General features: G+C 69.7%; 13 protein-coding genes and 1 pseudogene. 10 read left to right on the top strand and 4 right to left on the bottom strand.

Features of this window, described 5'->3' with window-relative positions; genetic code table 11:
• Positions 1–100 precede the first annotated feature (100 nt).
• The 5 genes from atpA (at position 101) to H1D24_RS01825 (ending at position 5,422) form a co-directional block, all read left to right on the top strand.
• Positions 101–1,693: a F0F1 ATP synthase subunit alpha gene (gene atpA / locus H1D24_RS01805; protein WP_181655525.1), complete on the top strand. Its 1,593-nt coding sequence runs from the start codon at positions 101–103 to the stop codon at positions 1,691–1,693.
• A 20-nt stretch (positions 1,694–1,713) separates the two neighbouring features.
• Positions 1,714–2,640, top strand: a complete 927-nt coding sequence (locus tag H1D24_RS01810; RefSeq protein ID WP_181655526.1) for a F0F1 ATP synthase subunit gamma — start codon at positions 1,714–1,716, stop codon at positions 2,638–2,640.
• Positions 2,640–4,076: a F0F1 ATP synthase subunit beta gene (gene atpD / locus H1D24_RS01815; RefSeq protein WP_181655527.1), complete on the top strand. Its 1,437-nt coding sequence runs from the start codon at positions 2,640–2,642 to the stop codon at positions 4,074–4,076. The genes H1D24_RS01810 and atpD overlap by 1 nt, the downstream gene beginning before the upstream one ends.
• Before the next feature lie 349 nt (positions 4,077–4,425).
• Positions 4,426–4,800 carry a F0F1 ATP synthase subunit epsilon gene (locus tag H1D24_RS01820; RefSeq protein WP_181655528.1) on the top strand — a complete coding sequence of 125 codons (375 nt, stop codon included), beginning with the start codon at positions 4,426–4,428 and terminating at the stop codon, positions 4,798–4,800.
• Between the two features lie 130 nt (positions 4,801–4,930).
• On the top strand, positions 4,931–5,422 hold the full coding sequence (locus tag H1D24_RS01825; RefSeq protein ID WP_181655529.1) for a DUF2550 domain-containing protein: 492 nt from the start codon (positions 4,931–4,933) through the stop codon (positions 5,420–5,422).
• A 94-nt stretch (positions 5,423–5,516) separates the two neighbouring features.
• Here the strand turns inward: H1D24_RS01825 and H1D24_RS01830 are convergent.
• Together H1D24_RS01830 and H1D24_RS01835 are read right to left on the bottom strand one after the other, a co-directional pair.
• Positions 5,517–6,662 (bottom strand): annotated as a pseudogene (locus tag H1D24_RS01830) (glycoside hydrolase family 18 protein); the annotation flags it as partial.
• Between the two features lie 365 nt (positions 6,663–7,027).
• Entirely contained in the window at positions 7,028–7,600 is a 573-nt protein-coding gene (locus tag H1D24_RS01835; protein ID WP_181655531.1) for a cob(I)yrinic acid a,c-diamide adenosyltransferase, read from the bottom strand.
• Positions 7,601–7,976: 376 nt separating this feature from the next.
• Between H1D24_RS01835 and H1D24_RS01840 the strand changes: the two genes are divergently transcribed.
• The 3 genes from H1D24_RS01840 (at position 7,977) to H1D24_RS01850 (ending at position 12,188) form a co-directional block, all read left to right on the top strand.
• Entirely contained in the window at positions 7,977–8,825 is an 849-nt protein-coding gene (locus H1D24_RS01840; protein ID WP_181655532.1) for a 3-hydroxyacyl-CoA dehydrogenase family protein, read from the top strand.
• 171 nt (positions 8,826–8,996) lie between these two features.
• On the top strand, positions 8,997–9,320 hold the full coding sequence (locus tag H1D24_RS01845) for an STAS domain-containing protein (RefSeq protein WP_181655533.1): 324 nt from the start codon (positions 8,997–8,999) through the stop codon (positions 9,318–9,320).
• A 288-nt stretch (positions 9,321–9,608) separates the two neighbouring features.
• A complete protein-coding gene (locus H1D24_RS01850; RefSeq protein WP_181655534.1) occupies positions 9,609–12,188 on the top strand; it encodes an ATP-binding protein in 2,580 nt (859 codons plus the stop codon).
• A 116-nt stretch (positions 12,189–12,304) separates the two neighbouring features.
• Here the strand turns inward: H1D24_RS01850 and nucS are convergent, their stop codons facing one another.
• Positions 12,305–12,976, bottom strand: coding sequence for an endonuclease NucS (gene nucS / locus H1D24_RS01855; protein WP_181655535.1), 672 nt, complete (start codon positions 12,974–12,976; stop codon positions 12,305–12,307).
• Positions 12,977–13,241: 265 nt separating this feature from the next.
• Between nucS and H1D24_RS01860 the strand changes: the two genes are divergently transcribed.
• Positions 13,242–13,634 (top strand): SCO5389 family protein, encoded by a 393-nt coding sequence (locus H1D24_RS01860; RefSeq protein WP_181655536.1) that lies wholly within the window; start codon positions 13,242–13,244, stop codon positions 13,632–13,634.
• A 96-nt stretch (positions 13,635–13,730) separates the two neighbouring features.
• Here the strand turns inward: H1D24_RS01860 and H1D24_RS01865 are convergent, their stop codons facing one another.
• Positions 13,731–14,759: an LLM class flavin-dependent oxidoreductase gene (locus H1D24_RS01865; protein WP_181655537.1), complete on the bottom strand. Its 1,029-nt coding sequence runs from the start codon at positions 14,757–14,759 to the stop codon at positions 13,731–13,733.
• A 212-nt stretch (positions 14,760–14,971) separates the two neighbouring features.
• On the opposite strand from H1D24_RS01865, the gene H1D24_RS01870 reads away from it, so the two are divergent.
• Entirely contained in the window at positions 14,972–15,313 is a 342-nt protein-coding gene (locus H1D24_RS01870; protein ID WP_181655538.1) for an Rv1322 family protein, read from the top strand.
• Positions 15,314–15,374 lie beyond the last annotated feature (61 nt).

Genomic DNA, 15,374 nt, shown 5'->3' on the forward strand with positions numbered 1-15,374 from the left:
GGCCCGAGTTGGGCCGTGCAGAGAATGCAGAGTTTCTGGGGGGAGCCCCCAGAGCCCCCCAAAGAAACTTCGGGCCCAACAAGGAGAGCAGGGAACCCAGATGGCGGAGCTCACGATCCGGCCGGAGGAGATCCGGGACGCGCTGGAGAACTTTGTCCAGTCGTACAAGCCGGACGCGGCCTCGCGCGAGGAGGTCGGTACGGTCACCCTTGCCGGCGACGGCATCGCGAAGGTCGAGGGCCTGCCCTCGGCCATGGCCAACGAACTGCTGAAGTTCGAGGACGGCACCCTCGGCCTCGCCCTCAACCTCGAGGAGCGCGAGATCGGTGCCATCGTCCTCGGTGAGTTCAGCGGCATCGAGGAGGGTCAGCAGGTCACGCGTACCGGCGAGGTCCTGTCCGTCGCCGTCGGCGAGGGCTACCTCGGCCGCGTCGTCGACCCGCTCGGCAACCCGATCGACGGCCTCGGCGAGATCGAGACCACCGGCCGCCGCGCCCTCGAGCTGCAGGCCCCCACGGTCATGCAGCGCAAGTCGGTGCACGAGCCGATGGAGACCGGCTACAAGGCCGTCGACGCAATGACCCCGATCGGCCGTGGCCAGCGTCAGCTGATCATCGGCGACCGCCAGACCGGCAAGACCGCCCTGGCCGTCGACACGATCATCAACCAGCGCGACAACTGGCGCTCGGGCGACCCGAAGAAGCAGGTCCGCTGCGTCTACGTCGCCATCGGCCAGAAGGGCTCCACCATCGCGTCCGTGCGCGGCGCGCTGGAGGAGGCCGGTGCCCTCGAGTACACGACGATCGTCGCGGCCCCGGCGTCCGACCCGGCCGGCTTCAAGTACCTCGCCCCCTACACCGGCTCGGCCATCGGCCAGCAGTGGATGTACGAGGGCAAGCACGTCCTGATCATCTTCGACGACCTGTCGAAGCAGGCCGACGCCTACCGCGCCGTGTCCCTCCTGCTGCGCCGTCCGCCGGGCCGTGAGGCCTACCCGGGCGACGTCTTCTACCTGCACTCCCGTCTGCTGGAGCGCTGCGCGAAGCTGTCGGACGACATGGGCGCCGGCTCGATGACCGGTCTGCCGATCGTCGAGACCAAGGCGAACGACGTGTCGGCGTTCATCCCGACCAACGTCATCTCCATCACCGACGGCCAGTGCTTCCTGGAGTCCGACCTGTTCAACGCCGGTCAGCGTCCGGCCCTGAACGTCGGTATCTCGGTCTCCCGTGTCGGTGGCTCCGCCCAGCACAAGGCTATGAAGCAGGTCTCCGGCCGTCTCCGCGTGGACCTCGCCCAGTTCCGTGAGCTGGAGGCGTTCGCCGCCTTCGGTTCCGACCTGGACGCCGCGTCCAAGGCCCAGCTGGGCCGTGGTCAGCGCATGGTCGAGCTGCTGAAGCAGGCGCAGTACCAGCCGATGGCCACCGAGGACCAGGTCGTCTCCGTCTGGGCCGGCACCACCGGCAAGATGGACGACGTGCCGGTCGAGGACATCCGCCGCTTCGAGCGCGAGATGCTCGACTACCTGCACCGCAAGGAGCAGGGCCTCATGACCTCCATCAAGGAGGGCGGCAAGATGTCGGACGACACCCTGCAGGCCGTGGCCGAGGCGATCGCGGAGTTCAAGAAGCAGTTCGAGACCTCGGACGGCAAGCTGCTCGGCGAAGACACGTCCGCCGCTGCCGCCAAGTGACGACGGAAGGGACCTGACTCATGGGAGCGCAGCTCCGGGTCTACAAGCGTCGCATCCGGTCCGTCACCGCGACCAAGAAGATCACCAAGGCGATGGAGATGATCGCCGCCTCGCGCATCGTCAAGGCGCAGCGCAAGGTGGCGGCCTCCGCGCCGTACGCGACCGAGCTCACCCGCGCGGTCACGGCGGTGGCGACCGGGTCGAACACCAACCACCCGCTGACGACCGAGGCCGAGACGCCGACGCGTGCCGCGGTCCTGCTCGTCACGAGCGACCGTGGTCTGGCCGGCGGCTACAACTCCAACGCCATCAAGGCGGCGGAGCAGCTCACCGGGCGGCTGCGCGGCGAGGGCAAGGAGGTCGACACCTACATCGTCGGCCGCAAGGGTGTCGCCTACTACGGGTTCCGTGAGCGTCCGGTCACGGACTCGTGGACCGGCTTCACCGACGAGCCCTCGTACGCGGACGCCAAGAAGGTCGCGGCCCCGCTGATCGAGGCGATCCAGCAGGAGACGGCCGACGGCGGCGTGGACGAGCTCCACATCGTCTTCACCGAGTTCGTCTCGATGCTGACGCAGACGCCGGTGGACAACCGCCTGCTGCCGCTCAGCCTCGAGAACCTCGAGGAGGGCAAGGAGGAGCTCGCCGCCAAGCACGAGATCCTCCCGCTCTTCGAGTTCGAGCCGTCGGCGGAGGACGTCCTCGACGCCCTGCTGCCGCGGTACGTCGAGAGCCGCATCTACAACGCGCTGCTGCAGTCGGCCGCCTCCAAGCACGCCGCCACGCGGCGCGCGATGAAGTCGGCCACCGACAACGCGGGTGAGCTCATCAACACGCTCTCCCGACTTGCCAACGCGGCCCGCCAGGCCGAAATCACCCAGGAAATCAGCGAGATCGTCGGTGGCGCAGGAGCCCTGGCCGACGCGACCGCGGGGAGTGACAAGTAATGACGACCACTGTTGAGACGGCCACGGCTACGGGCCGCGTCGCCCGGGTCATCGGCCCGGTCGTCGACGTGGAGTTCCCCGTCGACGCGATGCCGGAGATCTACAACGCGCTGCACGTCGAGGTCGCCGACCCGGCCAACGCCGGCGAGAAGAAGACCCTGACGCTCGAGGTCGCGCAGCACCTCGGTGACGGCCTGGTCCGCACGATCTCGATGCAGCCCACCGACGGTCTGGTCCGCCAGGCCTCGGTCGTGGACACCGGCACGGGCATCAGCGTCCCGGTCGGCGACTTCACCAAGGGCAAGGTGTTCAACACCATCGGTGAGGTCCTGAACGTCGACGAGACCTACGACGGCGAGCGCTGGTCCATCCACCGCAAGGCGCCGGCCTTCGACCAGCTCGAGTCCAAGACCGAGATGTTCGAGACCGGTGTCAAGGTCATCGACCTGCTCACCCCGTACGTCAAGGGTGGAAAGATCGGTCTGTTCGGTGGTGCCGGTGTCGGCAAGACCGTGCTGATCCAGGAGATGATCTACCGCGTCGCCAACAACCACGACGGTGTGTCGGTGTTCGCGGGCGTCGGTGAGCGCACCCGTGAGGGCAACGACCTCATCGAGGAGATGTCGGACTCCGGCGTCATCGACAAAACCGCGCTGGTCTTCGGCCAGATGGACGAGCCCCCGGGCACCCGTCTGCGCGTGGCCCTCGCCGGTCTGACCATGGCGGAGTACTTCCGCGATGTGCAGAAGCAGGACGTGCTGTTCTTCATCGACAACATCTTCCGCTTCACGCAGGCCGGTTCCGAGGTGTCGACCCTGCTCGGCCGTATGCCCTCCGCGGTGGGCTACCAGCCGAACCTGGCCGACGAGATGGGTCTCCTCCAGGAGCGCATCACCTCGACCCGTGGTCACTCGATCACCTCGATGCAGGCGATCTACGTCCCCGCGGACGACCTGACCGACCCGGCCCCGGCCACCACCTTCGCCCACCTCGACGCGACGACGGTTCTCTCCCGTCCGATCTCGGAGAAGGGCATCTACCCGGCCGTGGACCCGCTGGACTCCACGTCCCGCATCCTGGACCCGCGCTACATCGCGCAGGATCACTACGACGCCGCCATGCGCGTCAAGACGATCCTGCAGAAGTACAAGGACCTCCAGGACATCATCGCGATCCTCGGTATCGACGAGCTGGGCGAGGAGGACAAGCTCGTTGTCCACCGTGCCCGTCGCGTGGAGCGCTTCCTGTCCCAGAACACGCACGTCGCCAAGCAGTTCACCGGCGTCGACGGTTCGGACGTGTCGCTCGACGAGTCGATCACCGCGTTCAACGCGATCTGCGACGGCGAGTTCGACCACTTCCCGGAGCAGGCGTTCTTCATGTGCGGTGGCATCGAGGACCTCAAGAAGAACGCGAAGGAGCTCGGCGTCTCCTGAGTCCGCTCACTCGAGAGTCCGCTCACTCGAGCGAGTCGTAGGACTCGGCAGAGTGGTGTGACTCGGCAGAGTCGTGTGACTCGCTGAGGGGGACGGGCAGCGTCCCGTCCCCCTCGCCACGCCCACAGCTACACCCTCCGGGGGCCAACCCCGGACCCCCGGCCGAGAGGCTGGGGCGGGCCCCGACGTCTTGACGGCCGGAGCCCTACGCTGCATAGCCCGGGGGCCAACCCCCGGACCCCCGGCCGAGAGGCTGGGGCGGGCCCCGACGTCTTGACGGCCGGAGCCCTACTAGACTTATGACCCAACACCCGGCAGAACCGCCGGGTGGTGACCCGAGGAGCCACCCTTGGCTGCTGAGCTGCACGTCGAGCTGGTCGCTGCCGACCGCCAGGTCTGGTCCGGCGAGGCCACTCTGGTCGTCGCGCGCACCACGTCCGGCGACATCGGCGTCATGCCCGGTCACCAGCCGCTGCTCGGTGTGCTGGAGTCGGGCCCGGTGACGATCCGTACGAGCGACGGCGGGACCGTCGTGGCGGCGGTGCACGGCGGATTCATCTCGTTCGCGGACAACAAGCTGTCGCTGCTGGCCGAGATCGCCGAGCTCTCCGACGAGATCGACGTCCAGCGCGCGGAGCGGGCGCTCGAGCGTGCGCAGACGGAGGCGAACGCCTCCGCCGAGCGGCGCGCGGAGGTCCGACTTCGTGCGGCGGCGGCGCGCTGAGCAGGCGCGCGGAGTTACGTGACTCAGCCGCGGCCGGGACCGGAGAGCTACTCCGGACCGGGCCGCGGCTGAGGCAATGCGGGTGCAATCTGGTTGAGCCGTTACTGATGGGGCGAGGAGGTCGGTGCTGATGATCCTCGCTCTGGTTGTGTGCGGTCTCGTGATCGTGGCGCTGGTGTTGGTGGGGCTCTTTGCCTTCGGGCTGCGCCGACGGCTCATCCAGCGCTCCGGTGGCACCTTCGACTGCAGCCTGCGCTGGAACACCCCGGAAACAGGCGCCCCGGGCGGCGCCGACACCGTCCCCGGCTCCGCCGGCGGGACCCCCACCGGCAAGGGCTGGGGATACGGCATCGCCCGGTACAACGGCGACCGCGTCGAGTGGTTCCGGATCTTCTCGTACGCTCCCCGCCCGCGCCGTATCCTCGAGCGCTCGGCGATCGAGGTGGTCGGCCGCCGCGCCCCCGAGGGCGAGGAGGAGCTCGCGCTGCTCTCCGACGCGATCGTCCTGGCCTGTACGCACCGCGGCACGCGGCTCGAGCTGGCGATGAGCGAGGACGCACTCACCGGTTTCCTGGCATGGCTGGAGGCGGCGCCACCGGGCCAGAGAGTGAACGTGGCCTGACCACGGGAACGAATCACGTGAAGAAGCCGGGGAGACAGGGGGCGTTCCTGTCTCCCCGGCTTCGTTTGTGTGGGCGGTCCGCCGAGCTGTGTGACTACTTCAGGCCGTTGTTGATGGCGGCCACCAGCTCGCCGTTGGCGGTGTCGCCGCTGAACTCCCAGAAGAACGCGCCGCCGAGGCCCTGGTCCTTGGCCCAGCCCATCTTGGAGCGGATGGTGGTCGGGGTGTCGTAGCTCCACCAGTCCGTGCCGCAGTGCCCGTAGGACGTGCCGCCGACCCTGCCGGTCGCCGGGCAGATGGTCTTGAGGACCTTGTAGTCCTCGAAGCCGGCCTCGTAGGTGCCCGCGGCGGGACCGGTCGCCGTGCCGCCCGGCTCCGACTGCGTGACGCCCGTCCAGCCGCGGCCGTAGAAGCCGATACCGAGCAGCAGCTTGGAGGCCGGGACGCCCTGGGCCTTCAACTTGGCGATGGCTGCGGCCGAGTTGAAGCCCTCGGCGGGGATGCCCGGGTACGACGTGAGCGGGGAGTGCGGGGCCGTCGGGCCGTTCGCCGCCCAGGCGCCGAAGAAGTCGTACGTCATCACGTTGTACCAGTTGACGTACCGTGAGGCGGCCCCGTAGTCGACGGCGTCGATCTTGCCGCCGTCCGAGGCGTCCGCGGTGATGGCAGACGTGACGAGGTACTTCGAGCCGAACTTCGCACGCAGCGCGGACATCACGTTCCCGTACCCTGCCGCGCCACTGGTGTCGCAGGTCAGGCCGCAGGCGTTCGGGTACTCCCAGTCGATGTCGATGCCGTCGAAGACATCGGCCCAGCGCGGGTCCTCGACCAGGTCGTAACAGGAGTCGGCGAACGCGGCCGGGTCCTTGGCTGCCTCGGTGAAGCCGCCGGACCAGGTCCAGCCGCCGAAGGACCAGAGCACCTTGATGTTCGGGTACTTGGCCTTGAGCTTGCGGAGCTGGTTGAAGTTGCCGCGGAGCGGCTGGTCCTCGGAGTCCGCGACGCCGTCCACGGACTGCTCGGCGGAGTAGGGCTTCTCGTAGTCGGCCCAGGAGTCGCCGATGGCGCACTTGCCGTCCACGACGTTGCCGAACGCGTAGTTGATGTGCGTGATCTTGCCGGCGGAGCCGGAGGTGACCAGGTTCTTCACGTGGTAGTCGCGGCCGTAGACGCCCCACTCGATGAAGTAGCCAAGCTTGACCTTGGCGGCGGGGCCTGCGATCGCGGCGGTGTCCTCGGCCTTCGTGTCGTTGGCGGCCGCGGTGGGGCTCGCCAGTCCTGCGAGGGCGGCGAGCGGGAGCAGCAGGGTTGCGAAGCCTGCCATGGCTCTGTGCTTGAAGCGCATTCAGCGCCTCCTCGGGGTGCGGTCCGGTCGTAAGGGGAGGGTGAAACCAGGCCTGCGACGCCCGTGAGCGCGCGTGATCGACGGCGCGCACGGTCAGGGACACGTGCGGACCGAGGACTTGTCGGAAATGACACGCTCACCGCAGTGCGGCGAGAATAGAAAGGTCTGGACCATTGGTCAAGGGTCTGGACCATTTGCGGCGCCCGTCCCGGCCGCCTGGACCGATCGGCACGCTCCCCGCCCTGCCCCGGACCGGCTCCCTAGCGTTCGCCCCCCGGCACCCACAGCACGTCGCCGACCTCCTTGTTCGCCGTCCGGGCCAGGATGAACAGCAGATCCGACAGCCGGTTCAGGTAGGTCGCCGTGAGCGGGTTCATCGTCTCGCCGTGTGCCTCCAGCGCCGCCCACGTGGAGCGCTCGGCCCGCCGGACCACCGTGCAGGCCTGGTGCAGCAGCGCCGCGCCCGGCGTACCCCCCGGGAGGATGAAGCTGCGCAGCTTCTCCAGCTGCTCGTTGAAGCGGTCACAGTCCGCCTCGAGACGGTCGACGTAGAACTGCTCGACCCGCAGCGGCGGGAACTTGGGGTCCTCCACCACCGGCGTGGACAGATCCGCGCCCACGTCGAACAGGTCGTTCTGTACACGGACGAGGACCTTGACGATCTCCTCTTCGAGCCCGCCCAGGGCGATCGCCGTGCCGATGACGGCGTTCGCCTCGTTGGCGTCCGCGTACGCCGCGATCCGCAGGTCCGTCTTGGCGGTGCGGCTCATGTCGCCGAGGGCCGTCGTGCCCTTGTCGCCGGTCCTCGTGTAGATGCGTGTCAGGTTGACCATGTGGCCAGCCTAGTGACGCTCCGGCCTCCAGACATATGTGCCGATGCTCACGGTGACCACCGTGGAGCCCACGGTCATGCCCCGACCCGCGGCAGGGGCAGCTGCCGCCTGGGTCTGCCCCGGGGAGGGCATGACGTGACGGGGGTAAGCGTGGGCGCGCGAGGTGCTCCTGCTGCTCGGCGAAACAGAGGCGCTGCTGAGCCGGAAGGGCCTCAACTGTGCGCTACGGGCCCAGGAATGAGCCGTACCGGTGTGATGTCCGTCATGTGAGACGTGACGCGCATCTCTTCACCGCCACAGGGGCCGCCACGGGCGCTAATGTCCGCCGAAGGGTCGAAGATAAGCAGTGTGTAAGCCGTTCAGGGGAGTCGTCACAGTGGCACGGAAGCTTGCCGTCATCGGGGCCGGACTCATGGGGTCCGGTATCGCCCAGGTCTCAGCCCAGGCGGGTTGGGACGTCGTTCTGCGCGATGTGACCGACGAGGCGTTGACCCGTGGCACGGACGGCATCAAGGCCTCGTACGACAAGTTCGTCGCCAAGGGCAGGCTGACCGCCGAGGACGCCGAGGCCGCGCTTGCCCGCATCACCACGACCACCGATCTGGACGCGGCCGCGGACGCCGACATCGTCGTCGAGGCCGTCTTCGAGAAGCTCGAGGTCAAGCACGAGATCTTCCGCACCCTCGACAAGCTCGTGGGTGAGCGCACGGTGCTGGCCTCGAACACCTCGGCCATCCCGATCACCAAGATCGCGGCGGTCACCGAGCGCCCGGAGCGCGTCGTCGGCACGCACTTCTTCTCGCCGGTGCCGATGATGCAGCTCTGCGAGCTCGTCCGCGGCTACAAGACCAGCGACGAAACCCTCGCCACCGCACGGGAGTTCGCCGAGTCGGTCGGCAAGACCTGCATCGTCGTCAACCGCGACGTCGCCGGCTTCGTCACCACCCGCCTCATCTCGGCGCTCGTCGTCGAGGCGGCCAAGCTGTACGAATCGGGCGTCGCGACCGCGGAGGACATCGACCTTGCCTGCAAGTTGGGCTTCGGCCACGCCATGGGACCGCTCGCGACGGCCGACCTGACGGGCGTCGACATCCTGCTGCACGCCACGAGCAACATCTACACCGAGTCCCAGGACGAGAAGTTCGCTCCGCCGGAGCTGATGCGCCGGATGGTTGACGCCGGTGACATCGGCCGCAAGAGCGGGCAGGGCTTCTACAGGTACTGACGGCGCACGCGTACGGGCTGACGTTCCCTCACCTCCGGGGTCGCCCCATCGAGTGAATTCGGTATCGGTTCGCTTACAAGCAGCAACGCTTCTGCCCGACCGGCAGTCAGTTGCAGTGACAAGTGACAAACGCACACAAGATCACCTACTCAGGATTCCCGGGGAGCGCATATGCACATCAGGGGCGACCACGCCGAGCTGGTCGTCGGGGGCCGCCTCGACGTCCGCAGCGCGGCGGACGCCCGAACGGTCCTGCACACGGCAGTCGACGACGGCGTCGGCGATCTGGTGCTGGACCTGTCAGAGCTGGATTCCTGGGATGCCACCGGGCTCGGGGTCATCATGGGCGTGCACCGGCGGGCCGGGCGCTGCGGGCGACGGCTCGTGCTCCGCGGTGTGCCGCCCCAGATGCAGCGGCTGCTCGTGGCCACCCGGCTGCACCGCATCCTCGCCATCGAGGGCGGCATCGGGGTCGAGTCCCTGCCCCGCGTCTGACGGGGGCCATGGGGGTAGGGCGGCCCGTGATGCCCCAGTTCACCGGGTGACACCAACAGCGCGAACGTGACATGCAGCGACATGCGCGCCGCGCACAATCCTCACGAGACTGTGACGTCTCGGACGGCGCAGTACCCCGGCTGTTCGTACATACTGTGCGAAGGTCTAGGGTGCGGTCGCCCGTTCTGAACCACGGATCCCACCGACGGGCACCGGACCAGAAGCGACAGCGCAGTGTGCACAAGGCCGGGAGGGGCTCGGCACACGACGCTTTTGGGGGGCTTGACCATGGACCCGACGAACAACCAAGGACCCGACGAGGATCACGGGCAGGACGGCCGCACCGGCGAAGGTGCCGCGCCGAAGCGCCCGCCGCGCGATCCGCTGACGCCCGACTTCGGGCAGCACGCACCCGCGCTCGCCCGCACCGTGCAGCTCGTCTCGGGCGACTTCCTGCTCACCGTCAATCCCGTCGACGGCAGCGAGATCGAACCCTGCCCGCCGGGAGAACGGCCACCGCGGCCCGTGAAGTTCACGACCGCCGAGCGCGCCGAGGTGCGCCGCGCGAGCCTGCCGCCGGAGCCGCCCGGGCCCGCGCTGCCCAGACTGCCGCTGCTCGAGCGCCAGGAGGAGCGCGAGCGGCTCACCGGGCTCCTTGAGCGCGGCCGGTCCGTGCGGCTGACCGGACCCGCAGGATCGGGGCGTACGGCCCTGCTGGAGGCCGTCGCCGAGGACTGCGCGGACCTCGCCCCGGACGGTGTCGTCCGGCTCTCCGGCTACGGACGCACGGCGGGCGACCTGCTGCGCGACCTGTTCGCGGCCGTCTACAGCGCGCCGCTCCACCGGCCCGAGCAGGCCCAACTCCTCGAACACGTTCGGGAGATCGGCGCGGTCGTCGTCCTGGACGACCTGGAATTCGGCGGCAGCGCGCTCGACGAGTTGCTCGACGCGACCCCCGAGTGCGCCTTCCTCATCTCGGCCACACCCGATGTCGCCTCACCCTCGGCGCACTCGCATCTCGAAGAGGTGTTCCTCGGCGGACTGAGCCGCAGCGGTGGCCTGCAACTGCTGGAGCGCGCGGTCGGCCGGGTCCTCACCGAGGACGAGGCGAACTGGGCCGGCGACCTGTGGTTCGAGTCCGAGGGCCTGCCGCTGCGCTTCGTCCAGGCGGGGGCCCTGCTGCGCCAGCGCGACGTGTTGCGCGCCGACCCGAACGCCTTCGACGCGTTCGGCTACTACGCCGACGCGCCGGTCGACGCGCCCTTCGATGCCGAGGACGGACACGACGTACCGCTGCCCTCGCTCGCCGAAGGCGCCGCGCCCGCCGCGCTGCTCGCGTCCCGGCTGAGCAAGTCGGCCCGCGGCACGCTGCGGTTCGCCGTCGCGCTCGGCGGCGAAGTGCCGCACCAGGCGCATCTGCCCGCACTGGTGGGCGACACCCACGCCGACGCGGCCCTCACCGAGCTGGTGGAGTGCGCTCTCGTCACCCCGGTCGGTTCCCGCTACCGGCTGGCGGCCGGTGTGCTCGCTCAGCTGGAGGGCGCCGGATACACCGCCGACGCCGACGACCGTGTCCTCACCGCCGCCCGGCACTACGCATGGTGGGCCGGCCACCCCTCGGTCACCCCGGAGCGGGTCTGCGCCGAGGCTGACGCCGTACTGGCGGCACTGAGCCTGCTCGTGCCTCTCACGACGGCCACCGACCCGGACGCCGAGGAGCAGAGCGAGGCCGTGCAGCTCGCCCGCGCCGCCGCGCCCGCGTTCGCCGCCGGGCTCGACTGGAGCGCCTGGGAGCGGGCGCTGCGGTCCGGCTCCGAGGCGGCCAGGATCGCCGGAGAGGTCGCCGAACAGGCCTATTTCCACCACGAGTTGGGGATTCTCGCGCTCTGCGGCGGCCGGCTGGACCGTGCCCGCGCCGAGCTGGAGGCCTCCATAGGGCTGCGCGGGGCGCTCGCCGACAAGCGCGGCACGGTCGCGGGCCGCAGGGCCCTGGCGCTGGTAGCCGACCGCTCGGGCGCCACGCCGCCCGGCGGGCGCACGGCGGCGGGCGAAGAGGTGCCCGACGCGCGGTACGAGGAGTCCGCGTCGCCGCCCGGCGGTGTGCCGGCCGCGTACTCGTTCGCCGAACCGGCGGCAGAGACCGCGCTCGTCACGCATCGCGACTCCGCCCGTCCCGGCGCCGGAGCCGAGCCCGCCGGTGCCCGGCGCACCCTTCTCAGCGGCGCCCGGCGCAACCTGGTGGCGGCGGGCGCGGGGGCTCTCCTCGTCGCCGTGCTCGGCACCGTGGTGACGCTCGGCGCCACGTCGGGCAACGAAGAGCTGCCCTCCGAGAAGGTCGGCGTGAACCCGTCGGTGAGCGAGGGTTCGGACGGCGGCGGCATCGGCGCCGACGAGGCGGAGGAAGGGGACGACGGCGGCGACACCGACTCGACGAAGCGTCCTGTCGACCCGGGCGAGGACGGCATCGTCGGCACGGAGGACGATCCGACGCCGACCTCGAGTGCGGAGCCGTCTGACGACCCGACGGGCTCCAAGGACCCGGACGAGCCGAGCAAGTCCCCGTCGAAGTCGCCCTCGAAGACGCCGAGCAAGACGCCTTCGGAGACGTCGGATCCGCCCGAGTCCTCCCAGCCTCCCGAGTCGTCAGAGCCGCCCGAGTCCTCTGCGCCTCCGGAGTCGTCCGAGCCTCCGACCACAGGCCCTAGCTCGCCGGACACCTCGGACTCGGCCAGTGGCCCCGCGCCGAGCAGCCCGGTGGAGAGCAGTCCCGAGGAGAGCAGCTCGGAGAGCAGCCCGGTGGTCAGCAGTGAGCCGGCGTCGCCGCCCGAGAGCGAGTCGGGGACGAGCAGCGCATCGTCGGTCATCTGAGGCGCGTACGGCGGCGAACACCGTCGTACGGACCACGCACAACGACGTAGACAGGTGTACGGCAAGGGGGCCGGGTCCCGAACGGACCCGGCCCCCTTGCCGTACACCGCCGTGTGTCAGAACAGGCGCAGCTTGTCGTCCTCGATGCCGCGCAGTGCGTCGTAGTCGAGGACGGTGCAGCTGATGCCGCGGTCGGTGGCCAGCACGCGCGCCTGCGGCTTGATCTCCTGCGCCGCGAAGACGCCCTTGACCGGCGCGAGATGCGGGTCGCGGTTGAGCAGCTCCAGATAACGGGTGAGCTGTTCCACACCGTCGATCTCGCCGCGCCGCTTGATCTCCACCGCGACCGTGCCGCCGTCGGCGTCCCGGCACAGGATGTCGACCGGGCCGATGGCCGTCGGGTACTCGCGGCGGATGAGCGTGTAGCCCTCGCCGAGGGTCTCTATCCGGTCGGCGAGCAGCTCCTGGAGGTGTGCTTCCACGCCGTCCTTGATGAGCCCCGGGTCCACGCCCAGCTCGTGCGAGGAGTCGTGGAGTATCTCCTCCATCGTGATGATGAGCTTCTCGCCGCCCTTGTTCACGACGGTCCAGGTCCCCTCGTCGTCCCCGGAACCCTCCTTCAGGGTGCAGGGCGGCGACATCCAGTTGAGGGGTTTGTAGGCCCGGTCGTCCGCATGGATCGAGACGCTGCCGTCAGCCTTCACCAGGATGAGGCGGGGAGCGGACGGCAGATGGGCGGTGAGCCGGCCCGCGTAGTCCACGGAGCAGCGGGCAATGACGAGACGCATGGTCGGCAACGCTACTCGACGCGGTGCGGTCCACGCGATTCTCGTCCCTTTCGTGCACTGCGGCCCTCGGTCAAGACCCTCCCGGTCGCCCCTTTTGACCCTGTTCTTCGATGGCCGGTTGTGCGTGCATTCTCCTGGTGCGGTCAGGATCCGATGTTTACCGTGGAAGCGGGAGGTCGCGGGGCGGGCACGCAGCGTGTTCGATATCGCGGACTCCTGCCCTGTCCGTCAGCCCCCGCTTCCCGGGGGTCCGAGAGGAGAACCCATGTCGCTCGACGTCTCACCGGCCCTACTTGAACAGGCCGAGCGAGGCGAGGTCGACGAAGCCGCCTTCGTCGACTGCGTCCGGACCTCCCTGCCCTACGCATGGGACATGATCAGCTCCCTGGTGGCCCAGCTGAAGGTCGACGGCGGTGCGTTCGCCGACAACCAGACGCCTCCGCCGGACGAGCAGGCACGTGGGCAGCTTCTGCGTGCGCTCGCGAGTGACGCGATACGCGGCGCACTGCAGCGGCACTTCGGTGTCCGCCTGGCGTTCCAGAACTGCCACCGTGTGGCGGTGTTCCCACTGGATCCCGAGGTGGACGAGAGGCTGGCCCGGTTCACTTCGGTGCGGGCCCAGTTGCTGAACCAGTCGCCCGAACTGCGGGACTGCTAAAGCTCCTTGCTGCCGCTCCGTACGCGGGAGGTGTAAGCGGTACCGGAGCGGCAGCTCCCCGCACATCGGGCCGGGTGCCCGCCCCGGCTTCCGGCGTCACGCCACCTGGGGCAGTACCTCCGCCCCCAGCCTCCGTACGTTCTCCTCTGTCGCCGCCAGATCGCCCGTGCCCTCCACGAGCAGAGCGAAGCGCGTGATGCCGGTGCGCTCCGAGCTCGCCGCGAGGGCGTCGGCGCACTGCCGTGGCGTGCCCACGGGGTGCAGCCCGCAGAGCAGCTCCGTGTACGCGAAGGGGTCCCTCATGCTGCGTACGCGGTCGTCCACCGTGACATGGGCGGCGAGGCCCTGCCGCAGCCATCCGGGCATCGCTTTCAGGAGCGCCTCCTCCGCCTCCGCCCGGCCGTCCGCGATCTGGACGACCCCGGCCGAGACATGGCCCGCTTCGGAGATCTCCTCCGGGGTGCGGCCCGCGTCGCGTGCCGCCGAGCGCCACAGGGTGACCATCTCGGCCTTTTCCTCGTCGCCGCAGTGCATGCCGAGGAGCATCGGCAGACCGCGCTCGGCGGCGAGCCGCACGCTCGCCGGGGAGGTACAGGCGACGAGCACCTCGGGCCGCGCAGATCCTGTCATCGCCTCGTCCGGCCGCGGTACGACGGGGACTTCACGGAAGGAGAACCGCTCGCCCGTGCCTGCGACGCGCGGCTCGCTCAGCCAGCGCAGCAGCAGATCGAGGGACTCCGGGAACCCCTTCTCGTACGCCTCCAGGCCCGCGCCGAAGACCTCCAGGTCGACCCAGGGTCCGCCGCGGCCCACGCCCAGCGAGAACCGGCCGCCCGACGTCACATGCAGGAGCGCGGCCTGTTCGCCGAGCGCCACCGGATGTGCCGTGGGCAGCACGCTCACGGCCGTGCCGACGCGGATGCGGCGGGTGCGGCCGAGCAGCAGGGCGGCGAGCGTCACCGCCGAGGGGCACGTCCCGTACGGCACGAAGTGGTGCTCGGCGATCCACACCGAGTCCAGGCCGGCCTCGTCGGCCACCTCTGCCGTCCGCACCGCTCGGTGGAGCGCCTCTCCCTGGCCCTGGCCGGGGAACTGGGCGGCCAGGACAAAGCTTCCTACGCGCATCGCACTCATGCCTCCTTGGCGCCGACGCGGCGATCCCCCTTACCGGCAACAACGTATGACACGTGCCAAAGGCACGGGCACGTAGGGAGATTGGCCGATTGTCGGTGGAATGTGAGGGGCTTTGGGGTAGTTGGTGGCATGCGCCTACCCATGGGCGTGACGCGTAGGCTGGACACGGCCCGTGTTCCCTGTATAGCCCGTGAGGTGTGCCCGTGTCCCCGCGTCGAAACCGTGCGTCGTCCCGCAGGGGTGGAGGCTCCGGCGGCGGTGGTGTGGACGAGGACCGCAGCGGCCGCTACGGCGGCTTCCAGAGCACGGAGAGCTGGCAGGGCGAGGAGTGGTGCGTGCGCCATGTCGCCGGCGCGAGCGCGGCCGGGAAGACGTACCGCTGCCCCGGCTGCGACCAGGAGATCGCCTCGGGGATGCCGCATGTCGTGGCCTGGCCCGGTTACGCGGGCGTGGACGACCGGCGCCACTGGCACAAGGCCTGCTGGAACGCGAAGGACCGCCGCACCACGCGGGTGCAGCGGTCCCGGAACGCGCCCCGGTTCTGAGGGGCTGAGGGCCGGCGTGAGGCTCCCCCAGTGCCGGTCGGTCTAAGGGCCTGGGAGGTGT

Source organism: Streptomyces himalayensis subsp. himalayensis (assembly GCF_013778455.1).
GTDB classification, from domain to species: Bacteria; Actinomycetota; Actinomycetes; order Streptomycetales; family Streptomycetaceae; genus Streptomyces; species Streptomyces himalayensis.